This is a genomic window from Streptomyces sp. STR69 (assembly GCF_024519455.1).
Lineage (GTDB): Bacteria > Actinomycetota > Actinomycetes > Streptomycetales > Streptomycetaceae > Streptomyces.
Genome location: NZ_JALJRY010000032.1, coordinates 87,955 through 108,927, shown reverse-complemented (window position 1 = coordinate 108,927; position 20,973 = coordinate 87,955). Strand labels below are relative to the sequence as shown.

General features: G+C 67.0%; 20 protein-coding genes and 1 pseudogene. 6 read left to right on the top strand and 15 right to left on the bottom strand.

Translation table 11 applies throughout. The annotated features are described in order from the left end of the window. Positions 1 to 299 precede the first annotated feature (299 nt). The gene (locus OC490_RS40515) at positions 300 to 1,100 is read left to right on the top strand and encodes a GntR family transcriptional regulator (protein WP_262063050.1); all 801 of its coding nucleotides are present in this window, start codon (positions 300 to 302) and stop codon (positions 1,098 to 1,100) included. Then, positions 1,097 to 1,777, top strand: coding sequence for a YdcF family protein (locus tag OC490_RS40510; RefSeq protein WP_262063049.1), 681 nt, complete (start codon positions 1,097 to 1,099; stop codon positions 1,775 to 1,777). Before OC490_RS40515 ends, OC490_RS40510 begins: the two co-directional genes overlap by 4 nt. Here the strand turns inward: OC490_RS40510 and OC490_RS40505 are convergent. From OC490_RS40505 to OC490_RS40465, 8 genes are all read right to left on the bottom strand, one after another. Next, complete coding sequence (locus tag OC490_RS40505; protein ID WP_262063048.1) at positions 1,766 to 2,308, bottom strand: DUF6415 family natural product biosynthesis protein; 543 nt, start codon at positions 2,306 to 2,308, stop codon at positions 1,766 to 1,768. The genes OC490_RS40510 and OC490_RS40505 overlap by 12 nt on opposite strands. Next, positions 2,301 to 2,873: a hypothetical protein gene (locus tag OC490_RS40500; protein WP_262063047.1), complete on the bottom strand. Its 573-nt coding sequence runs from the start codon at positions 2,871 to 2,873 to the stop codon at positions 2,301 to 2,303. The genes OC490_RS40505 and OC490_RS40500 overlap by 8 nt, the downstream gene beginning before the upstream one ends. Beyond that, complete coding sequence (locus tag OC490_RS40495; RefSeq protein ID WP_262063046.1) at positions 2,870 to 3,331, bottom strand: hypothetical protein; 462 nt, start codon at positions 3,329 to 3,331, stop codon at positions 2,870 to 2,872. The genes OC490_RS40500 and OC490_RS40495 overlap by 4 nt, the downstream gene beginning before the upstream one ends. A gap of 87 nt (positions 3,332 to 3,418) precedes the next feature. Beyond that, positions 3,419 to 4,261, bottom strand: a complete 843-nt coding sequence (locus OC490_RS40490; RefSeq protein ID WP_262063045.1) for a helix-turn-helix domain-containing protein — start codon at positions 4,259 to 4,261, stop codon at positions 3,419 to 3,421. Next, complete coding sequence (locus tag OC490_RS40485; RefSeq protein ID WP_262063044.1) at positions 4,258 to 4,794, bottom strand: DUF6879 family protein; 537 nt, start codon at positions 4,792 to 4,794, stop codon at positions 4,258 to 4,260. The genes OC490_RS40490 and OC490_RS40485 overlap by 4 nt, the downstream gene beginning before the upstream one ends. Further along, positions 4,787 to 5,005, bottom strand: coding sequence for a hypothetical protein (locus tag OC490_RS40480; protein ID WP_262063043.1), 219 nt, complete (start codon positions 5,003 to 5,005; stop codon positions 4,787 to 4,789). The genes OC490_RS40485 and OC490_RS40480 overlap by 8 nt, the downstream gene beginning before the upstream one ends. Before the next feature lie 611 nt (positions 5,006 to 5,616). After that, positions 5,617 to 7,269, bottom strand: a complete 1,653-nt coding sequence (locus OC490_RS40470; protein WP_262063042.1) for an AIPR family protein — start codon at positions 7,267 to 7,269, stop codon at positions 5,617 to 5,619. A gap of 381 nt (positions 7,270 to 7,650) precedes the next feature. Beyond that, entirely contained in the window at positions 7,651 to 8,187 is a 537-nt protein-coding gene (locus OC490_RS40465; protein ID WP_262063041.1) for a hypothetical protein, read from the bottom strand. A 203-nt stretch (positions 8,188 to 8,390) separates the two neighbouring features. Here OC490_RS40465 and OC490_RS40460 point away from each other — a divergent pair. Next, positions 8,391 to 8,477, top strand: a pseudogene (locus OC490_RS40460) (glutamine synthetase); the annotation flags it as partial. A 22-nt stretch (positions 8,478 to 8,499) separates the two neighbouring features. Here the strand turns inward: OC490_RS40460 and OC490_RS40455 are convergent. From OC490_RS40455 to OC490_RS40435, 5 genes are all read right to left on the bottom strand, one after another. After that, the gene (locus tag OC490_RS40455; protein WP_262063040.1) at positions 8,500 to 9,519 is read right to left on the bottom strand and encodes a TolB family protein; all 1,020 of its coding nucleotides are present in this window, start codon (positions 9,517 to 9,519) and stop codon (positions 8,500 to 8,502) included. Continuing rightward, entirely contained in the window at positions 9,516 to 10,814 is a 1,299-nt protein-coding gene (locus tag OC490_RS40450; protein WP_262063039.1) for an MFS transporter, read from the bottom strand. The genes OC490_RS40455 and OC490_RS40450 overlap by 4 nt, the downstream gene beginning before the upstream one ends. 1 nt (position 10,815) lies before the next feature. Continuing rightward, positions 10,816 to 11,691: an alkaline phosphatase family protein gene (locus OC490_RS40445; protein ID WP_262063038.1), complete on the bottom strand. Its 876-nt coding sequence runs from the start codon at positions 11,689 to 11,691 to the stop codon at positions 10,816 to 10,818. 196 nt (positions 11,692 to 11,887) lie between these two features. Beyond that, positions 11,888 to 12,328: a VOC family protein gene (locus OC490_RS40440; RefSeq protein ID WP_262063037.1), complete on the bottom strand. Its 441-nt coding sequence runs from the start codon at positions 12,326 to 12,328 to the stop codon at positions 11,888 to 11,890. A 37-nt stretch (positions 12,329 to 12,365) separates the two neighbouring features. Continuing rightward, positions 12,366 to 12,878, bottom strand: coding sequence for a pyridoxamine 5'-phosphate oxidase family protein (locus OC490_RS40435; protein WP_262063036.1), 513 nt, complete (start codon positions 12,876 to 12,878; stop codon positions 12,366 to 12,368). A 251-nt stretch (positions 12,879 to 13,129) separates the two neighbouring features. Here OC490_RS40435 and OC490_RS40430 point away from each other — a divergent pair, with 251 nt between their 5' ends. Further along, positions 13,130 to 16,129 (top strand): bifunctional [glutamine synthetase] adenylyltransferase/[glutamine synthetase]-adenylyl-L-tyrosine phosphorylase, encoded by a 3,000-nt coding sequence (locus OC490_RS40430; RefSeq protein WP_262063035.1) that lies wholly within the window; start codon positions 13,130 to 13,132, stop codon positions 16,127 to 16,129. A 59-nt stretch (positions 16,130 to 16,188) separates the two neighbouring features. Here the strand turns inward: OC490_RS40430 and OC490_RS40425 are convergent, their stop codons facing one another. Together OC490_RS40425 and OC490_RS40420 are read right to left on the bottom strand one after the other, a co-directional pair. Continuing rightward, positions 16,189 to 17,049 (bottom strand): phosphatase PAP2 family protein, encoded by an 861-nt coding sequence (locus OC490_RS40425; RefSeq protein ID WP_262063034.1) that lies wholly within the window; start codon positions 17,047 to 17,049, stop codon positions 16,189 to 16,191. Positions 17,050 to 17,180: 131 nt separating this feature from the next. After that, positions 17,181 to 18,215, bottom strand: a complete 1,035-nt coding sequence (locus OC490_RS40420; protein WP_262063033.1) for a LacI family DNA-binding transcriptional regulator — start codon at positions 18,213 to 18,215, stop codon at positions 17,181 to 17,183. 350 nt (positions 18,216 to 18,565) lie between these two features. On the opposite strand from OC490_RS40420, the gene OC490_RS40415 reads away from it, so the two are divergent. Together OC490_RS40415 and OC490_RS40410 are read left to right on the top strand one after the other, a co-directional pair. Then, positions 18,566 to 19,840 (top strand): extracellular solute-binding protein, encoded by a 1,275-nt coding sequence (locus OC490_RS40415; protein ID WP_262063032.1) that lies wholly within the window; start codon positions 18,566 to 18,568, stop codon positions 19,838 to 19,840. Positions 19,841 to 19,967: 127 nt separating this feature from the next. Beyond that, positions 19,968 to 20,972: a carbohydrate ABC transporter permease gene (locus OC490_RS40410; RefSeq protein WP_262063031.1), complete on the top strand. Its 1,005-nt coding sequence runs from the start codon at positions 19,968 to 19,970 to the stop codon at positions 20,970 to 20,972. Position 20,973: the final 1 nt, after the last annotated feature.

Sequence of the window (20,973 nt, the reverse complement as noted above, 5' to 3'; positions counted from 1 at the left end):
CGGTTGCGCTGTACCGCGCACGGGACAGGACCCGCACGCGCCCGCCCTCTTGCTTGCGGAGGTGGGGCGGATTTCCCTCAGGTGCACTCTGTTGAGTTGTCAAGGAACGACCAGCTCAGGGCCCCCATGGCGTGCTAGGAGCTATCCCGAACCGACATGCCATGGCGAGCCCAAGGGCAGCCATCCCCCCGCTGTCCTAGGACTGCGGGGGGCGTGGGAGGACTATGGCATCGCAGTCCTAGGACTGTCAACAGTCCTAGGACTGTGCTTCACTAGTGCGTGTCGAAGGGAGTTCTGCTGTGGCACCGAAGTGGCGTGAACTGGCGGACCGGGTCGCGGAACAGATCAGGAATGGCGACTACGCGCCAGGGGCTCAGTTGCCCCAGATCAGGGAGCTTGTAGAGGCCGGCGAAGGCTCAAAGGCCACCGTCCATCAGGCGTACAAGGCGCTTGAGGCCGAAGGCCTCGTGACGTCGACACGAGGCCACGGCACGATCGTGCGTCCGCGCTCTGCCCTCAAACGGCTCGGCATCACCCGCTACGACAAGGTCAAATGGCGGGACAGCGACGAAGTCGCGTTCATCGCTGATCGCGTGGCGTCGGGGCGTGCCTACGACCGGAACGAGCAGACGCAGACCGTCAACCGCGTCGCGGCGGACACGATGATCGCTGAGGGGCTCGGTGTCCCAGTTGGCTCACCGGTGTATGCACGTGCTCGCCTCGTGAAGGAGGGCACGCAACCGACGCACACCTTGACCAGCTACTACAGGCCCGAACATGTCGAAGGAACCCGCATCGTCGATCCAACGCCAGGCCCCGCCGGCCGTGGCGGCGGATATCGGGTGCTCTACGACGCCGGGTACGAGATCGACCACATGAAAGAGGCGTTGTTCGCTCGCGTGCCGACAGCGGACGAGGTGAAACTCCTACAACTTCCTACGGGTGAACCCGTAGTTGAGCTTCACCGGACGACATACACAGCAGATGGCACAGTGGTCGAGTTCGCCGTCGGCATCCACGCAGCCTCGCGGTTCGCCTGGGAGTACGAGTTCGAAGTCCCCGACTCCGCCCGGGACAAGGCCAAGGAAGGTTCCGCGTGATCTCCGCTCAGGACTGGGAAGATGCCCGGCTTCTCTGGGACTTCCAGTTGATGCATCACGAGCCGCGTCCCTGCTCGGTCGGCCTCGGTCTTGGCAGCCACGACCTGGGCGTAGCCGACACCACCGTTGACCTGTACCGGCGCGGCATGATGCCACTGATCGTCTTCACGGGCGCGACCAGCCGGACGACACAGGGCCGCATGCCGCGCGGCGAGGCCGAGCACTATCGGGACCGTGCGCTTGAACTCGGCGTTCCCGCGGACGCCATCCTCGTCGAGCCCCATGCCCGGAATACCGGGCAGAACATCACCCTGTCCCGCGCCCTGCTCACAGAGCGCGGAATCAAGGTGTCCTCCGTGCTTCTCGTCAGCAAGCCCTACGAGGAACGTCGGGCCTACGCCACGGCCCGCAAGCTCTGGCCTGAGGTGGAGTTCGTGAGTGCGTCGACTCCCATGACGCTCTCGGCGTACGCGGACTCAATCCAGGACGCACGGCTTGTCATCGACATGCTCGTCGGATCTCTTCAACGGCTGCTGATCTACCCAGCTCAAGGCTTCATGATCCAACAGGACGTACCCGACGAGGTGATTCGGGCGTATGAGCGGCTTGTGACGAGGGGTTTTACGAGCCGAGTCGTTCCTGAGGCTGCGGGAAGTGCTGGCAGCTCAAGTGCTTGAGTCCTCAGGGCGCACCGGCACGAGCAGGGACGGCCGATCGACGCACGGCTCGGCGTGGACGTAGCCGTGGATCGCTCCCGCCGAGTCGCTGTCGAATGGGCGTCGCTCGTACGGCTCGTCGTCCTCGATCGGCTCCCAGCAGGCGCCGCACAGGCGTTGGCCAATCTGCTCGGCGATCTCGTCCTCGGCGGTCGGTGAACCGAGCGGCCCGGGGTGCAGGTACAGGGTCAGCAGACCGCGGGCTGTGACTGCGAGGTCGTACGTATCGGGGAGTTGGGCGGTCGGGGAGCCTGTGGTCTCTTTCAGGAGGTGAGACGTGCGTACGAGGATATGGACCGCTGTACGCCGGGTCTCGCCTCGCATGCGGGGCGAGAGGTTCCGTACCTCCGGTGCCAGGAGCTGCACGTGTCCCTGAAGCGTCTCGTTCAGGGTGCCCAGCGCGTCTCCGGTCGGCAGACGGATGCTCAACAGCACGGACTCGTAGGTGTGTTGGATCGTGTCGGCGTCGACAGGTAGCAGCGTGTTACTCACCGGCCGTCGCCTCCACGAGTCGGTGCAGGCCGTACGCGACGAGCTGTGAGACGGCCTCTGGGCTGCACAGGTGGCCGGGGCCGTCCATCGGTACGCACCAGCGCGATCGGCCCAGGCTCGGGTTGGTCGCGATGACGTCCGGCACACCGAGGAAGCAGCCCGGTTCGAGGCATTCCGCGTGCACCTGGCGGGACTGGTCGCGCCACTCCCGCCGGTCCACAGCGCTGCGGGGCACGAGGATGTAGTAGCGCTGGATGTGCGTGTCGACGAACACCGGCCCTCCGTACAGCGCTTCGGCGAGGAAACCGTCGATCTTCTGCACGTCTTCCGTTCCCGAGGCGGCTTGCACGAGGGTGGCCGAGAGGCGCACCGCGGTGAAGAGGGCCCCGCACCGCAGGAGTGCGACGCCCATCATCGACCACTCCGTGCGCGCCCTCTCCCTGTCCGGCGCCGACAGCAGGAGCCACTGACCAACCGCCAGGTTCCGCTCCGCTCTGGTGTGAACGAAGACACCGGGCTGCGCCTCGACGGGCCCGAGGGTTTGGGTGGTGTCGGGAATCGTCATCCGTGGGCCTCCGCGGGCAGACAGCCGGCGGGCCCGAAGGCGGCGCCGAGCGCGATCGGATCGGTCAGGCGTCCAGAACCATCCGGCCGCTCCAGCCACACGCGGCCCCCGGCAGGCCGGTTGAGGGGCGGGCAGTACAGCGGCCACCCAGGCGGGTGCACAGTGAGCCGCGTGATGTCGTCGAGCTGGTGGGCGGCGCCAGGCGGGATGAGCCACCAGGCGCATTCGGCCTCGGGGTAGGCGAGCACAGGGCCGAGCCGCTTCGGCGGTACGCGCTGCATGGCGACGACGGTGCGCAGGAGCGGGGCCTCGGCGGCGAGCCAAAGGCGGCCGGTCGGAACAGGGGCGAGGCCCCCGGCGGACCATGACCGAAGGGCGTCATCTGGGGTGGGGTGGGCGCCGGTGAGCCACTCACGGCCCGCGTGACGCGGTGTGCCCCGGCGGGTACTGGTGGACATGCCCAGGACCGTAAGGAAGCCGGTTGCTGCAATGAGCAGCGATTTCTCCTGATTTCCCACAAGGCCGGAGAGGCTTCCGGAGGTTGCTCACATCAGGTCGAGTGTCGCCCGCGCGCGAACGATGACCCGGTGCGCCTGGGGACCGGTGACTGCGGCCTGTTCGAGCTCGTTCCACACCGTCCGGTACAGGTCGACCTCGGCACGATCGGTCAGACGCAGTTCCGCGCCGATCGTCTCGACCATGACGAGCCGGTCATCGAACAGCCAGAAACCATGCGTGGGCACGACCGTGAGATCCGCGCCCAGCGGCACGATGCCGAGGTGTACCGAGGACATGCCGAACACCCCGGTGAGCCGGTCGAGTTGGCCGGCCATCACCTCGCGTGGGCACAGAAGCATGTGGAGGGCGGGCTCCCAGATCAGAAATCTGAAGTCCCGGCCGGGCATGTAGAGGGCCTGTTGGCGTTGCATGCGCGCGTTGACGCCGGCCTCGATGTCGGGCGGCGTGCGATGCAGGGCGGTCGTGCGCTGGAACATGTGCCGGGCGTACTCCGCGGTCTGAAGCAGGCCCGGGATGCAGGCCGTCTCGAAGTTGCGGACCTCGGCGGTCGAGTTCTCCGTGGCCTGCCAGGCCTCTTGCCGGGCGCGTACGCCGGCGGCGAGTTGCCGTCGCCATGCCGCGTAGTGCGTCTCCAAGGAACGGAGACGGCCCATCAGCTCGGCTTGCACCTCCGGGACGCCGAGGGCGCTGGCCAAGGCACGCAGGTCCTCGGCGGTCGGAGACTGCTTGGCGTTCTCCAGCTTGGACACCTTCGACGGCGGCCAGCCGAGCTCGGCGGCGAGCTGCTTTCCGTTCAGCCCGGCCTCGACGCGCAGCTCACGCAGCCGAGCGCCGAGGGCGATGCGGGCGGACTGGTAGTCGCTGCTCACTGGGGGTGCGTGTGCTCCTTCTCGTACTCCTCGAAGGTCACCGCGGAGCGCCATGCCGCATCGCGGTAGCTGGTATGGCGCTGGATCTCGGCGGGGTCGTCGGACAGTGCCACTCCGAGGAATCGGTCGTTCTCCCCGAACTTCAGCAGAGCCACGGTCCGGTTGTCGAACAGCCAGAAGTCGTACAGGGGCAGCCCGAGGTTCGCGACGAGGGAACGTGCCAGGTAGCGGATGTCCTCGCCCGCGGCGAGGTTCTGGGGTGTTCCCCACAGCTCGAAACGCAGGTAGTCGGACGGAGGTTCGTCGACGACGCGGACGCGTTCGACACGCTTCCCCTTGGCGGTCTCCTCCCGCATCAGACGTAGCCACGGCTCGAACCAGTCGAGGCCAGGGTCTTCGCCGACGAGGAAGCGCCGATACGGCTCGTCCTCCTCCGGAATGCCGTACGAGGTCCGCACCTCCAGCCGGAACGCTGCGGCCTGGAAGTCCCGGAACAGCTGGAGAAACGCCTCGCCGGTGACCAGATCAGGCACCGGTCACCTTCCCGGCGTAGAGCTCGAAAAGCACAGCCGGAACGACAACGGCATCCTCGCCGGGCTTGACCTTCAGGAGCTGGCTTCGCTTCTCGGGGTCATTCAGTGCGAGGCCCTGAACGACGATGTCACCCGTCTCGGTGTCGCGATAGAAGCTGGGGCAGCCGCCGCCCTGTGAGGTGTTGCTGCTGCCGAGAAACTCAAGTGCCATGGTATCCGCCTCCCGTGTCGGGGTTGGGCTGCCAGTGTGCTCGGCATGGCGCGGTCACGGGCTTCGATTGCTCGAAATTTCTCGACAAGTTATCAGGACGGCCAGATCCCCTGACGTGGCGGTGTTCGTACACGCTCAACTCCACCAGCACGGGCCCGACCCTCCTGATGCGCCGCATCCAGGCGCACAGCCAAAGCAGAGGCAAGCGGTGTCAAGCATCAACCGAGACACGACAGCCCCACGCGTTACAACTTTCTCTACTAATTCGAGCAGAGGAACTTGCCGACGAACTTCGCGAGGCGGGCCCTGCCGAGGTGCAAGTCTTCGGAATCGAGGGCCCAACATGGTCACTCGTCAAGACCGTCGAACAGCAGCCTGGCGAGGGCCCTACCGATGACCTAAGCACGTCTGACGTGGCTGCCGCTCAAATGGCTGAGCAATATCCGGAGTTGCTCGCCGCTAGTTCGCACTTGCTTGCGCTGCGACGTGCCCCGCAAGTGCCTCTACGTAAAGGCAATACGTGTGGTCAGCGAAAACCTATCCGTCTTAGCACGGATGCAGCGACAGGGTCCCCATTGGCTTAGACTATCTTCAGATACCGAGGCGAAAAGCTATCGGTCGATCTTGAATCGTCGCATCGCGATTGTGGCTTGGCGTAGCTTTATCGTGAAGTCCTCGCTTCGGGCAACCTTGTCAATTCCCTGAGTCCTATTTCCCCTAAGTGCACTACGGTATTCGCGATCCAGAAGGTTTACCATGGCACCAAGAAGGGCGTCCGTCAGGTGTTCACTCCTGATGTTCAGGATATCTCTCTGCGCTGGTCGCCTCATTCGCGTCAGAGTGAAAGAGCTCATATATGCAACGTGGTATCGCCAGTTCTCGGCAGTCTCACCTAGTAATGGTCGATCCTCGGCATATTGCGCCAAGAACTCGCCGATTCGTATATGTATATCAAGGACGAGACCGTATAGGTCGATATCATTTTCGGCCGAGAAGACCTTATAGTAGTGCGAGTCGTCCAAGAGGAGCGATTCCGAGTACTTGAGGGCGGTGTGCGGCTCTCCCACAATAAACGCAGTGTATTCTCGCGCCAGCCGTGACATGCTGACCACTTGCTCCAGCGTCACACCCAGATTCTTGTAGTAGTTCGCCCGTCGCTCGTAGTAGTACCTGTCGCGTGCGAGTGCTTCCTCAATATCCTTCTGGATCTTCTCGGTAGCACGAAGCGCACCCGGTGGGAGCTGCGTCTGACTGTTGGTCGCACGAATGATGACGTCTCTCGCGCTCCCTGCGGACGGAGGAACCATAACCCTGACGAGTACCGAGCGGTCATTGTGGTGCCCGGCGTTTTGGAAATGATTGAATATCTCGTGGCTCGTCTGCAGCCCGTTCACGATCTGAGGATCCCTGACTACGATTTTCTTTCCGGCGATCCTGACCTCTTCCGCTACAATGGTCACACCGTTATTGAACCACCAAAAATCTTCGCGGTGGTTAGACCTCAGAGTCTCCTCAATCGCACTATTGACGGAAGTGCGCCCCGCATAGTCTCGAACGTTAGATTCGAATAATTCGAGACGTAGCGCATCATTGGGTGAAGTGATGAAGTTGTAGTATTCGTCGAGACGCACCAGGCAAACATAGCCTTCGCCAAGTGATGTACTCATGGGAGTCTCCATGAATATCATTTCGGAGACGGTTGAAGCGCCCCGAGCTGATAGCTCCCTGAGTTCCGCTGCCCCCAGGTACTCGACATTACATTTCGTTTGAGACGCAACCTTGGCTAATTCGCGAGCCAGCCGGGCACCTTTCGCCTGAACGTTAGGGTGCGGTGATTCCACTGACCGGGTGGCGTAGATCACCTTGATCGAAATTTCAGGGAATGATGACGCGAGAGCTTCTAGGACATTGAGGAATCTGCCAGTGCGGTCCAACAATTTGGCATTCGTTGATTCGGCTAGCTCTTTGGGGTTGCGATCCATATCGAGCAGCAAGGGAAGGTGATAGTGCAGTTTCTCAAAGGCCGTCTCTTGGAATCCTGGTGAGATTTTTGCCTGCAGGATGACGAGTTGGATCTTCTTGGCCCGAACCGTCACGTGGCGCTCAATGTTGGCGGATACATAGCGATCGTCAACGAAAACCCAAAGCCCATCGACTCCGCAATCGTGAGATCCATCAACAATTCCATCTCGGAGTTCGTCAATGTCTAGATCGAGATCTTGCAGTGCCGTACTCGCAGCAAAGTAGTTAAAAAAGTCGTCCATCTTTTGATTCGGTGCGAGCCGACGCCTTTGGTCCTCAAGGATGCGGTCTAGTAGGCGTTGATCGTTACTCTTCACAGCCATCTGCGGAGCCCCCCCCACCTGCCACGCACCCATACGACTTGCGAACTCTCATCTTGGCTATGAGCCACCCGAGTCGGCAAGATGCAAGGCTCAACTTGACTGTCGAGGCCCAGACTCGGGGCTGCCGTATACGCTCAAAGTTCCCCGCCCTACTCAAGACCCAGGGGCGGCGCGGGCACGCCGCCCCTGCACGACCCCGCACCCCCCGCATCCGATGACCTACTGGCGGACGCTCTAAGACCCAGGTCAGGTGACCTGTAGTCGCGTGATCTTGGGGACTGTAAATCTGTCGTAGCCCGTCTACTGCCTGCCGGGAGCGGCGAGTGTCTTCTGGGCTCCGGCAACGAACCTGCTCCTCAGCGTGTCTAGGCTGCCCGACGCGACACCGTACTGTTGGACGACTTCGTCTGCGGCTAGTCCTGGATACCGCAGGGCATTGGCTGCCTGGAGCATCGCCTCATAGATGGCCTGCGCCAGGTTCGCCATGTCATCAGGGCCAGTGACCGCCACTGTGGTTGCAGACCGTTTCAGCGCGGCGAGGGCAGCATTGGCGGGTGTCCAGAGCTCCCTGCGATCCAGGCCTTCACGCCATTCCGACGATATGCGGACGGTTGTGATCGGGCCAAGAGCCGCCTGGACCGCGTCGCACTGGTCGAGGACCGTTGCGAAGGCCGCACGCCGCTCATCACGCAGGCGGTGCCGGACGTCAACTGCCTCTTGATCTGTCACCTGTCTACGGGTCGCCTGTGCCTGTACGTAGGCTCCTCCCAGAGCCCCGAGTAGTGTGCCTGCGATCCCGAGCGCGGCTGCCCACACAGCTGCATTTCCTTGATCCATGCGGCACATCATGCCCCCAGAGGGGTGCTGCGGGCAGAGGCCTGACGGCTTGTCGTTGATCTTGCATCGGTGTCTTAGCCGGGCCGCCTGTGGGCCGTCAAAGGGGGGCCCACAGCGACCAACAACGGCCAATGACAACCCCTCGACCACAGGTCAGCGCGGCGCCAACGTCGATCGCCCAAGGTTGCTCCAGCCGACGTCACTTCCTGCGCAACAAGCGGCAGGAGTGGGAGGAGTACCGCAGCGAGGTCACCGCGTTCGAGCTGCGGAAGGACCTGCCGGTGCTCTAGCCCGGCCCGTTCTGCTTCTGTCCTACCTCACGAACGCGGGGGACACGGCCGCGGTGCTGATGCGCCGCGGCTTTCCCGTGCCGTCCGCCGGTACCGCGTACAGGTCCGCGCCGTAGTCGCCGGGCAGTGCGTAGACGATGGTGTGGTCGTCCCGCCACACCGCCTGGTCGTCCACGCTGCGGGGCTCCGCCAGCGAAGTCTCTTGCATCGTGCGGAGGTTGAGCACGTACAGGTGCCACGGGGCGTCCTTCGGGAGGCCCTGCACGCGTTTCTTGTAGGCAATGCGGGTGCCGTCGGGCGACAGGGACGGGCATTCCACGTTCGTGTGGATCGTGGTGACCGTCCGAGCGCGCAGGTCGCCCTTCACCAGGTACGTGCTGCCCTTTGTCGCCAGCGTCGCGTAGAACGTGCGGTCGTCCGCCGCGAAGGTCACGCCCCAGAAGTTGGCGTCGGCCGCGTGGTGGACGTGACCGTCCTTGAGGATGCGGAACGACTCCAGGGACGGGGTCAGTCGGCCCGTCCTGGTGTCGACGATCGCCGCTCGCGTGGAGAAGTTCGTACCCGCGTAGGAGTCGCCGCCGACGAACGCAGTCCAGGCCGCGAAGTGACCCGTGGGGGAGACACGGGCCCGGGAGGGGATGCCGGGGACGTCGTAGTGGGCCTTCACTTTGAGGTGGGCGTCGAGGATCAGCGCGCGGTAGGTGTCCGTGACCGTGCCGTGGACCGCCTGGAGGCAGACTCCCGTGCCCGAACTGGCGTAGAAGCGGAGGCACTTGAGGCCGGAGGCGGTGCGTGGGCCGGAGGGGTCGGAGGCCGGGACCGTGGTCAGTTCGTCCCGGTGGGGGCCCCAGGCCATGTTGCGGAACACCATGGTGCCGGGCGACACGAGGGTGACCCGGCCCGCGGTGACCTGCGGGCCGCCGGGCTGGACCTGGTCCCGCTGCCCGGCACGCGCCGACGCGTGGAGTACCGAGGCGACGGCGATCCCTGCCAGCAGGACGATTGCCGTGGTGAGCACGAGGACGCGGTTGCGCAGGGTCATCGGACAGGCTCCAGTACTGATCGGCCGGGACGGAGTCTCAGCGCGAACACCGCGCAGACCGCCAGTGCCGCCGCCGACGCCATGAGCGCCGCCCGGTCGCCCCACAGCGTCCACGCCGCCCCGAAGCCCAGCGAGCACACGAACCTCGCCGCCGCCTGGCCTGTCTGCACCAACGCGAGCCCCGACGACCGCAGTTCCTCCGGCACGCTGTCCGAGGCCGCCGCCATCAGTACGCCGTCGGTCGCCGCGTAGAAACCGCCGTGCAGGAGGAGGACGGCGTAGGGGAGGGCCGCGCCGTGCCAGGAGGTCAGCAGCAAGGCGTACGCCGTGAGGAGGGCGCCGTGGCCGGCCAGGAATATCCGCCAACGGCCGACGCGGTCCGCCAGGCGGCCCAGTGGTACGGCGAGCAGCAGGAAGGCCGCCGCCGTGCCCAGGGGGAGCAGGGCGAACCAGCGGTCGGGGACGCCGAGGCGGCGTTGCAGGAGCAGGTACACGAAGGAGTCGCTGACCGTCGCCAGGCCCAGCAGCAGCGCGCAGAGGGTGATGCGGCGGAGGTCGCGACGGGCGAGCAGGGCGAAGGCGGCGCGCAGGGTCGGACGTACGACCTTCTCGGCATCCGGTACCGGTGCCGGTGTTGGTGTCCGTGTTGGCGCCGGCACGAACAGCACCAGCACCAGGACGCCGATCACCGCCACGCAGAAACTCACCGTGAACACCGCGTCGTACCCGTCGACCGTCGCCCGCAGGATCAGGAACGCCACCAGCGGGCCGAGCAGCGCGCCCGCCGTGTCCATCGCGCGGTGTACGCCGAAGGCACGACCCCGGTTCTCCGGGGTGGAGGAGAGAGAGATCAGCGCGTCGCGCGGTGCCGTGCGCAGGCCCTTGCCCGTGCGGTCGGCGGCCAGGATCAGGCCGATGGGGGTGAGGGTGTGGGCCAGGAGCAGGAGGGGTTTGCAGGCTGCCGAGACGGCGTAGCCCACGCCCGCCACCCACTTGTGGCGCCCGCCGCCCCGGTCGGCGAGGTGGCCGCCGGCCAGGCGGACGAGTGCCGAGAAGCCGTTGTAGATGCCGTCCAGGAGACCGAAGCCCAGCGGTGACAGGCCGAGGCCCGTCACCAGGTACAGCGGCAGCACCGCGGTCACCATCTCGGAGGACACGTCGGTGATCAGGCTGACCGCGCCGAGTGCGAAGACCGTGGGGGCGACGACGGCGGACACCCGCGCCGTACTACGGGCAGTACCCGTAGTACCCCCGGCACTTGGTTCGGCGTTGGCGCGGCTGTCCGCCACGTACATCTCAGGACGCCCAGATGCCGGTGATGTCTGCGGCCGAGGCCGCGTTGCCCGCGTGGGTGGACAGGCCCTGGGAGTCCTCCAGGGTCCGCAGCAGGTTGTAGTGGTTGTACGTGGTCGAGGACGTGGCGCCCGCGGTCACCGGCTGGCCGTAGAGGACCGTCGGGATGCGGTTGCCGCTGAGCAGGTTGTCCTCGTCGAAGGTGACGACGAGCAGGCTGTTGTGCGTTTTGGCCCAAGTCGCGTACGCGCCGAGGTTGTTCTTCAGCCAGGTGTCACCGGTCGCCACCGAGCAGTCGTGCATGTCGCTGCACAGGTTGGGCGTCACGAAGGAGATGTCGGGGAGCGTCGTGTAGTCCGTGGGGAACTGCGCGAAGGTCTTCGCCGTCGACGTTGCGACGTTGGAGAAACCGAACCACGGGTTGTGCTTGCGCGCGTAGGTGCCGCTGCTGCACGTCGTCGAACCCTGGCTGGGCAGCGTCTCGTTGTAGCTGGCCCAGGTGCCGCCCGCCGCCGTCACCTCGGAGGCGAGGTTCGCGGCCGAGGAGAAGCCCGCCGTGTAGCAGCTGTCGCTGGTGATGCCCTGGGTGGAGCCGGAGAACAGGGCGAAGTAGTTCGGCTGGCTCGGGTGGGTGATCCCGTACGACTGGGTGAGGGCGGCGCCGCCGGACGCGAGCGAGTTGATGTAGGGGGCACTGGAGGAGCCGATGACCTGGCTGTAGGCGTGGTTCTCCATCACCACGACGACGACGTGGTCCGGGGTCGGCACCACGGTCGCGGCGTGCGCGGTCGAGGCGGTGCCGAAACCGGTCCAGACCCCGACGGCGGCTGCCGAGAAGGCGAGCGCGGACGCCACGACGGCGCGGCTGCGGCGGTACACGGAACCAACGGAACCGCTGGAACTGCCAGGACTGCTGGAACTGCCGGAATTGCCAGAACTGCCGGACACTTCAACCTCCGGGTGGGGGGAGGACGGGGGTGACGGTGCGGACAGAGCATGCACACGCCAAAATGCCCGCATCCCACCGCTCCCAACCCGATGGATGAAGAAGAGATGAACTACTGCTGGTGGCGAACTACTGTTGCGGGCCGGCCAGTTGGGCCAGCACCTGGTGCAACGGCTCGGTGGCCCGCTTCCGGTACTCCTGGATCGCCCAGCCGTTGCCATCAGGGTCCTTGAAGTACATGAACGTCGCCCCGTCCTGCGGTGCGAACTGCACCGGCTCGCTGACCTCAAGCCCGCGCGCGGTCAGCTCGTCGTAGGCCGCCTTCGCGTCCTGCACGCAGAGCTGCATGCCGTGGTACGTCCCCGGCTGCGGCGTCCCGGTCGGCACCTGCAGGCCGTCGACCAGCGCGATCGAACAGCCGGACCCCGGCGGCGTGAGCTGCACGATCCGCACGCCTTCCATCACCTCGCCGTCGAGATCCACATGGAAACCGACCTTGTCCTGGTAGAACGCCTTGGCCCGGTCCACGTCGGAGACGGGGAGAAGGATCACTTCGAGGGTCATGTCCATGGCTTGACTCCTTTGTCAGGCACGTCTGTCAGGCGTGTCACTCGAACCGCCAACGCGTCTGGCTGAACGGCTCCCCCTTACCGAAGCCGAAAACCGTGCGGGGCGCCACAGCGAAGACGAACGCGTACCCGCCACCGTGGTGGAAGGCCCCGTCCCGCACATCGAAACGCCAGAAACTGCCGTACTTCGCCTCCCACGCGGCGGCCAGCTCCCGCAGCCTGCCCTCGTCCTCGACCCGCACCGCCGCACCCTCGACGACCAGGTCGTATCCCTTGTCCCAGGTGCTCGTGCCGGTCGTCAGCACGACATGCGGGTTGTCGGCGAGGTTGCGCGCCTTGCGCTCCTCCGGCCCGGTGCAGAAGTGCAGCGCCCCGTCCGCCCACACCGCCGGCAACGGCGTCACATGCGGGCGCCCGTCGGGCCGCACCGTCGAGATCCAGAACTGCTCGGCCGCCGAGAGCCGCGCCTCGGCCGTGGCCCAGTCGGGCGCGGTGGCCGCCGGGTCGCTGTAGCGGGGGTCGAGACGGGTTCGCGGTGCGTTGTCGGTCATCGGACACCCCTGGGCCGTGTCCCTGAGTCGTACGTCATCGGCTTCCCTTCCGAAGTCGTCGGTCGTCCCCCGGCGGAGACCCCGTACCCCTCCGGTAGTGGAGACCCCATACCCCTCCGGAACTCATCGCCGCACGCCCCGGCGCCCCCGCCCGCACCTGCGGTTAGGCTCGGGACGTCACGACCTAGATCGGAATGACCTAGATCGGAATGACCCAGATCCGCACGACCTTGATCCGAGGGAGGCCGAGGATGACGGCGCCGGGACGCAGAAGCAGTACCTTCACGCGGCTGCTGCGGCACGGTTTCACCGATCCCTCGGCCGCCGAGCGGCTCCTGGAGAGCGCGGAGCTGGCGCCCATAAGGAACGACCCGGTCCTGTTGGAGGCCCTCGGCGCCACCGCCGACCCCGACCTCGCCCTTCAGGGTCTCGTACGACTCCTGGAGGCGCAGCCCGAGCCCACCGCCCGGCGCGAGCTGACGGACACGCTGATCGCGGCGAAACCCCTACGGGACCGGCTGCTCGGTGTGCTCGGCGCCTCCGCCGCCCTCGGCGACCATCTCGACCGGCACCCGCGCGACTGGCACGCCCTCGTCATGTACGAACCCCGCGACCTCCACCCCGGGGTGGAGGAGTTCGAACGCGGGCTGGCAGAAGCCACCGACCCCGTCGCCCTCCGCGTCGCCTACCGCCGCTGCCTGCTGTCCATCGCCGCCCGCGACGTGTGCGGCACCACCGACCTCGCGCAGACCGCCGCCGAACTCGCCGACCTCGCCACCGCCACCCTGCGCGCCGCCCTCGCCATCGCACGCGCCGCCGCACCCGACGACGCCGCGCTGTGCCGGCTCGCGGTGATCGCGATGGGCAAGTGCGGCGGCCACGAGCTGAACTACGTCTCCGACGTCGACGTCATCTTCGTCGGCGAGGCCGTCGACGGAGCCGACGAGGGCAAGGCGCTCCGCGCCGCCACCAAGCTCGCCGCGCACATGATGCGGATCTGCTCCGAGACCACCGTCGAGGGCTCCATCTGGCCCGTCGACGCCAACCTCCGCCCCGAGGGCCGCAACGGCCCCCTGGTCCGCACCCTCGCCAGCCATCTCGCCTACTACCAGCGCTGGGCCAAGACCTGGGAGTTCCAGGCCCTGTTGAAGGCCCGCCCGGTGGCCGGCGACCTCGCGCTCGGCGCGGAGTACGTCGCCGCCCTCGAACCCCTCGTGTGGAAAGCGGCCGAGCGCGAGAACTTCGTCAACGACGTGCAGAAGATGCGCCGCCGGGTCGTCGAGAACATCCCCGCCGCGGAGATCGACCGCGAACTGAAGCTCGCCCCCGGCGGCCTGCGGGACGTCGAATTCGCCGTCCAGCTCCTGCAGTTGGTGCACGGCCGCGCCGACATCTCGCTGCGCAGCGGCACCACGCTCGTCGCGCTCCAGGCCCTCGCCGCCGGCGGCTACGTCGGCCGCGAGGACGCCGCCCGGCTCGACGACGCCTATCGCTTTCTGCGCACCATGGAACACCGCATCCAGCTCTACCGGTTGCGCCGCACCCACCTGGTCCCCGTGGAGGAGGCCGACCAGCGCCGCCTCGGCCGCTCGATGGGCCTGCGCACCGACCCGGTGGCCGAGCTGAACCGCGAGTGGAAACGGCACGCGACGGTCGTACGACGCCTGCACGAGAAGCTCTTCTACCGCCCACTGCTCGACGCGGTCGCCCAACTCGCCCCCGGCGAGGCCAAGTTGAGCGCCGAGGCGGCCCGCGAACGCCTGGTGGCCCTCGGCTACGTCGACCCGGCCGCGGCCCTGCGCCACATCGAGGCCCTCGCCTCCGGCGTCACCCGCAAGGCCGCCATCCAACGCACCCTGCTGCCCGTCCTGTTGGGCTGGTTCGCGGACTCCGCCGACCCGGACGCGGGCCTCCTCAACTTCCGCAAGGTCTCCGACGCGCTCGGCAAGACCCCTTGGTACCTACGGCTGTTGAGGGACGAGGGCGCCGCCGCCGAGAACCTCGCCCGCGTCCTGTCGGCCGGCCGCCTCGCCCCCGACCTCCTGATGCGCGCCCCCGAAGCGGTCGCCCTGCTCGGCGACGGCGACGGCGGCAGCGGCCTCGAACCCCGCGAACGCGCCCACCTGGACCAGGAGATACTGGCCGCGGTCGGCCGCGCCGACGACGCCGTCCAGGCGGTCACCTTCGCCCGCGGCGTCCGCCGCCGCGAACTCTTCCGTACGGCCGCCTTCGACATCGTCGGCTCCTACGGCACCGAGACCCAGCCCGCCGCGGCCGACCAGGGCGCCCTGGTCGACCGGGTCGGCGGCGCCGTCTCCGACCTCACCGCGGCCACCCTCGCCGGCACCCTGCGCGCGGTCGTCCGCGAGAGCTGGGGCGACACCCTGCCCACCCGCTTCGCCGTCATCGGCATGGGCCGCTTCGGCGGCCACGAACTGGGCTACGGCTCCGACGCGGACGTCCTGTTCGTGCACGAACCCCGCGAGGGCGTACCGGAACGCGAGGCCTCCGAGGCGGCCAACAAGGTCGTCTCCGAGATGCGCCGGCTGCTGCAGGTCGCCAGCTCGGACCCGCCCCTGCTGATCGACGCGGACCTGCGTCCCGAGGGCAAGTCGGGGCCACTCGTACGGTCGTTGAACTCCTACGAGGCGTACTACCGCCGGTGGTCCCTGGTCTGGGAGTCGCAGGCGCTGCTGCGGGCCGAACCCGTCGCCGGGGACGAGGAGTTGGGGCGTCGGTTCATCGAGCTGATCGATCCGCTGCGGTATCCGGCCGAGGGGCTCGGTGACGACGCCGTACGGGAGATCCGGCGGTTGAAGGCGCGGATGGAGTCCGAGCGGTTGCCTCGCGGCGCGGACCCTACGCTGCACACCAAGCTGGGGCGTGGGGGGCTCTCCGACGTCGAATGGACCGTGCAGCTCATGCAGTTGCGGCACGGGTGGGTCGAGTCGGGGCTGCGGACCACGCGTACGCGGGGGGCCCTTGCAGCGGCGTGCGCTGCCGAGTTGATCTCGGCGGAGGACGCCGCGACCTTGGACGAGGCCTGGGTGCTGGCGACGAGGGTGCGTAACGCGGTGATGCTGGTGCGGGGGCGGGCGGGGGACACGTTTCCCTCTGATCCGCGTGAACTGGCTGCTGTGGGGCGGTACTTGGGGTACGGGCCCGGTCATGTGGGCGACATGCTCGACGACTATCGGCGGACCACGCGGCGGGCCAGGGGTGTGGTGGATCTGCTCTTCTACGGGGCGTGAGCGGGTTGTTCTTCGGCCGACCGCCGATGGGGGCCGGTCGCGCAGTTCCCCGCGCCCCTTCAGGGGCGCTCCAGTGAGCGTTGGCCTGAGAGCGAACCGGTGGCCACCGCCCGCGGCAAGGCGTACGGGAAGGCGCCGTACCAGAGGCGGGAGACCGTGAGGCCGAAGGCCAGGCAGAGCATGCCGCCGACGGCGTCGAGCCAGAAGTGGTTGGCGGTGGAGACGATGACCATGAGGGTGGCCGCCGGGTAGAGGAGGCCCAGGATGCGGACCCAGGGGAGTTTCGCCAGGGCGAAGATCGTCAGGCCGCACCACAGGGACCAGCCGATGTGCATGGACGGCATCGCGGCGTACTGGTTCGACATGTGCTTCAGGTCGCCGGAGGCCATCGAACCCCAGGTCTGGTGGACCATGACGGTGTCGACGAAGTGGCCGCCGTTCATCAGGCGGGGCGGGGCCAGCGGGAAGAAGTAGTAGCCGACCAGGGCCACGGCCGTGGTCGCGAAGAGGACCAGGCGGGTCGCCGCGTACCGGCCCGGATGACTGCGGTACAGCCACACCAGGACACCCAGCGTCACCACGAAGTGCAGCGTGGCGTAGTAGTAGTTCATGCCGACGATCAGCCAAGTCACCGAGTTCACGGCATGGTTGACCGACTGCTCGACGGCGATGCCGAGGTGGTTCTCCACCCGCCAGAGCCAGTCGGCGTTGCGGAGCGCCTCACCCCGCTGTTCCGGAACCGCGTTGCGGATCTGTGAGTACGTCCAGTAACTCACCGCGATCAGCAGGATCTCGAACCACAGCCGAGGCCGGCGCGGGGTCCGCAACCGGCGCAGAAAACCCTGCCCCGCGGCGTCCGCGACGGGGCTCGGAACGGCTTCTTCACGGCCTTCCAATGTCGTCACGGTGGTCTCACCCATAGACACAAAGTCTGCCAGAAAAGGCTTCCGCGACCGATCATCCCTTGGTCGGGTCCGGCTCGCATGTTCTACGACGAGAAGAGTCCCCGTACTACTACCAGCGCACGGGAAGCCGCCTTGGTTTCTCCCCCTTAGGGACGATTCCGTTCCCCGGGCGCCGAAGCCGTTGAACCCCGTACCACCAGTTCCGGCATGAACACGAACTCACTGTGCGGCGCAGGGGTCCCGCCGATCTCCTCCAGCAACGTCCGCACCGCCGCCTGTCCCATGGCCGGCACCGGCTTGCGGATCGTGGTCAGCGGCGGGTCGGTGAAGGCGATCAGCGGGGAGTCGTCGAAGCCCACCACCGAGACCTCCCGGGGCACCTCCAGACCCCGCTGCCGGGCCGCCCGTATCGCGCCGAGCGCCATCATGTCGCTCGCGCACACGATCGCCGTGCAGTCGCGGTCGATCAGCGCGGCGGTGGCGGCCTGCCCGCCCTCCAGCGTGTACAGCGAGTGCTGGACGAGCCGGGTCTCCACGTCCTCGGCGGTCAGGGCCAGCTGGTCCTGCATCGCGCGGACGAAGCCCTCGATCTTGCGTTGTACGGGTACGAACCGCTTGGGGCCCAGGGCCAGACCGATGCGGGTGTGGCCGAGCGAGACGAGGTGGGTGACGGCGAGGGTCATCGCCGCGCGGTCGTCCGGGGAGATGAACGGCGCCTGCACCTTCGGCGAGAAGCCGTCCACGAGCACGAACGGCACGCCCTGCGCCCGCAGTTGCTCGTAGCGCTGCATGTCCGCGGAGGTGTCCGCGTGCAGTCCGGAGACGAAGATGATGCCGGCGACCCCGCGGTCGACGAGCATCTCGGTCAGCTCGTCCTCCGTGGACCCGCCCGGGGTCTGGGTGGCGAGCACCGGGGTGTAGCCCTGCCGGGTCAGCGCCTGGCCGATGACCTGGGCCAGGGCGGGGAATATCGGGTTCTCCAGCTCCGGCGTTATGAGACCGACCAGGCCCTCGCTGCGCTGCCGCAGCCGTACCGGACGTTCGTAGCCGAGCACGTCGAGGGCGGCGAGGACGGATTGGCGGGTGGTGGCGGCGACGCCCGGCTTGCCGTTGAGGACGCGGCTGACGGTCGCTTCGCTCACCCCCGCCTGGGCGGCGATGTCGGCAAGCCGTGTGGTCACGGGAGTGGACTGTACCGGCCGTCGGCGCGCTGCGGGTTGCTGCGTCATCGCGATCCCTCGTGTTCTGGTCAACGTACGACATGCGGCAAGTGCTTGCAGAGTCTTGCACAAGTGTCCCATTGCCCGCTCAGCCGCATCAACACTGGGTTGCGCGAGGGTCGAGGAGAGGTCACGGGCGGGTAACTCTCCCGCCGTCTTGCAGTTTTTTGCAGCAAGGACTTTCGCAACGCTTGCATCGCTGTTACGTTCGGCGACGCCCGGCGGCGGCGAAGGAGCGGTCGGCGAGTCACAGGGGCGGCGGACGGGCCCGCCCCCTGCGGCACACGGGCTTTCACCCTCAAGGAGAACTCATGCGGCGTGGCATAGCGGCCACCGCGCTGGTGGCGTCCCTCGCCCTCGCGGCGACGGCCTGCGGCGGCAGTGACAGTGACAGCGGCAAGTCGGACGGGCCGGTCACCATCACCTGGTGGGACACCTCCAACGCCACCAATGAGGCACCGACGTACAAGGCCCTGGTCGCCAAGTTCGAGGCCGCCAACAAGAACATCAAGGTCAAGTACGTCAACGTGCCCTTCGACCAGGCGCAGAACAAGTTCGACACCGCCGCCGGTTCCAAGGGCGCCCCGGACGTGCTGCGTTCGGAGGTCGGCTGGACCCCCGCCTTCGCGAAGAAGGGCTACTTCCTGCCGCTCGACGGCACCGAAGCCCTCGCGGACCAGGCCAAGTTCAAGCCGAACCTGATCACGCAGGCCCAGTACGACGGCAAGACGTACGGTGTGCCGCTGGTCACCGACACCCTCGCCCTCGTCTACAACAAGGCGCTCTTCGCGCAGGCCGGGATCACCCAAGCCCCCACCACCTGGGACGAGTTGAAGACCGACGCGGCGACGATCAAGGCGAAGGCCAAGGTCGACGGCTACTGGGGTTCCACCCAGGCCTACTACGCGCAGACCTTCCTCTACGGCGAGGGCACCGACACCGTCGACGCCGCCGCCAAGAAGATCACCGTGGACTCCGCCGCCGCGAAGAAGGCCTACGGCACCTGGCTGAGCCTGTTCTCGGGCACCGGTCTGCACAAGGCCGACACCACCGCCGACGCCTACGCCCACATCCAGGACGCGTTCGTCAACGGCAAGGTCGCCGCGATCATCCAGGGCCCCTGGGAGATCACGAACTTCTACAAGGGCTCGGCCTTCAAGGACAAGTCCAACCTCGGTATCGCGCAGATCCCGGCCGGCTCCACCGGCAAGTCCGGTGCCCCGACCGGCGGTCACAACCTCTCGGTCTACGCCGGCTCGGACTCCGCGCACCAGAAGGCGTCCCTGAAGTTCCTCAACTTCATGACCTCCGCCGCCTCCCAGTCGACGATCGCGCTGAAGAACTCGACACTGCCGACCCGCGACGACGCCTACACCGCCGCCGTCAAGGCCGACCCGGGCATCGCCGGCTTCCAGGGCGTCCTGGGCGTCGCCCAGCCGCGCCCGGCGCTCGCCGAGTACAGCTCGCTGTGGGGTCCGCTGGACACCGAGCTGCCCAAGGTCGCCGGTGGCAAGGAGTCCCTCGACAAGGGCCTGAGCAACGCCGAGTTGGCGATCGCCAAGCTGGTCCCGGACTTCAGCAAGTAGCCCCGAGTGGCCGTCGGATCCGCCAGATCAGGTACTGGGGGGACGGATCCGACGGCCATCGGCCTGAGCCGCCGCAGCCCTGAACTCGCCGTACCCGCTTGAACTTCCAGAAGGTGTCGAACGAACCATGACAGTCGCCATCGACCGCGCGACCGGCAAGCGCCACGGTGACCGCGCACCCCGCCCCGGGCCCGGCCAACGCCTCAGGTCCGGCTACCAGAAGCACTGGTACGCGTACGCGATGATCATCCCCGTGGTCGTCGTGCTCGGCGTCCTCGTGCTCTACCCCCTGGTGTACGGCCTGTACCTGACGCTCACCGACGCCAACAGCCTCAACACCGCGCGCACGATCGGCGTCAACCACATCGACGCCACCTACAAGTTCATCGGGTTCGACAACTACAAGGACATCCTGTTCGGCCCGACGTCGTACGACCGCTTCTGGTCGCACTTCATCTGGACGATCGTCTGGACCGCGGTCTGCGTCACCCTGCACTACACGATCGGCCTGGCCCTCGCCCTGCTGCTCAACCAGAAGCTGCGCGGACGCACCCTGTACCGGCTCCTGCTGATCCTGCCGTGGGCCGTCCCCACCTTCGTCACCGTGTTCGGCTGGCGCTTCATGCTCGCCGACGGCGGCATCATCAACACCGCGCTGCACACCCTGCACCTGCCCCAACCCGACTGGCTGGAAAGCACGTTCTGGCAGCGGTTCGCCGCGATCATGGTCAACACCTGGTGCGGTGTGCCGTTCATGATGGTCTCGATGCTCGGCGGTCTGCAGTCCATCGACGCCTCGCTGTACGAGGCCGCCGAGATGGACGGCGCGAGCTCCTGGCAGCGCTTCCGCCACGTCACCCTGCCGGGCCTGAGGTCGGTCAGCTCCACCGTCGTACTCCTCGGCGTCATCTGGACGTTCAACCAGTTCGCCGTCATCTTCCTGCTGTTCGGCAACACGGCCCCCGACGCGTCGATCCTCGTCACCTGGTCGTACTACCTCGGCTTCGGCCAACAGCCGCGTGACTTCGCCCAGTCGGCCGCCTACGGCATCCTGCTGCTGGCCATCCTGATCGTCTTCACCTCCTTCTACCGCCGCTGGCTGAACCGCAATGACCAACAGCTCGCGATCTGAG

Excerpts from the sequence above, each read along its gene's own strand:
- OC490_RS40495 (WP_262063046.1), bottom strand. The coding sequence starts at position 3,331 with ATGTCCACCAGTACCCGCCGGGGCACACCGCGTCACGCGGGCCGTGAG.
- OC490_RS40435 (WP_262063036.1), bottom strand. The coding sequence starts at position 12,878 with ATGACCGACAACGCACCGCGAACCCGTCTCGACCCCCGCTACAGCGAC.
- OC490_RS40480 (WP_262063043.1), bottom strand. The coding sequence starts at position 5,005 with ATGGCACTTGAGTTTCTCGGCAGCAGCAACACCTCACAGGGCGGCGGC.
- OC490_RS40425 (WP_262063034.1), bottom strand. The coding sequence starts at position 17,049 with ATGGGTGAGACCACCGTGACGACATTGGAAGGCCGTGAAGAAGCCGTT.
- OC490_RS40415 (WP_262063032.1), top strand. The coding sequence starts at position 18,566 with ATGCGGCGTGGCATAGCGGCCACCGCGCTGGTGGCGTCCCTCGCCCTC.
- OC490_RS40455 (WP_262063040.1), bottom strand. The coding sequence starts at position 9,519 with ATGACCCTGCGCAACCGCGTCCTCGTGCTCACCACGGCAATCGTCCTG.
- OC490_RS40500 (WP_262063047.1), bottom strand. The coding sequence starts at position 2,873 with ATGACGATTCCCGACACCACCCAAACCCTCGGGCCCGTCGAGGCGCAG.
- OC490_RS40430 (WP_262063035.1), top strand. The coding sequence starts at position 13,130 with ATGACGGCGCCGGGACGCAGAAGCAGTACCTTCACGCGGCTGCTGCGG.
- OC490_RS40440 (WP_262063037.1), bottom strand. The coding sequence starts at position 12,328 with ATGGACATGACCCTCGAAGTGATCCTTCTCCCCGTCTCCGACGTGGAC.
- OC490_RS40410 (WP_262063031.1), top strand. The coding sequence starts at position 19,968 with ATGACAGTCGCCATCGACCGCGCGACCGGCAAGCGCCACGGTGACCGC.
- OC490_RS40465 (WP_262063041.1), bottom strand. The coding sequence starts at position 8,187 with ATGGATCAAGGAAATGCAGCTGTGTGGGCAGCCGCGCTCGGGATCGCA.
- OC490_RS40470 (WP_262063042.1), bottom strand. The coding sequence starts at position 7,269 with ATGGACGACTTTTTTAACTACTTTGCTGCGAGTACGGCACTGCAAGAT.
- OC490_RS40450 (WP_262063039.1), bottom strand. The coding sequence starts at position 10,814 with ATGTACGTGGCGGACAGCCGCGCCAACGCCGAACCAAGTGCCGGGGGT.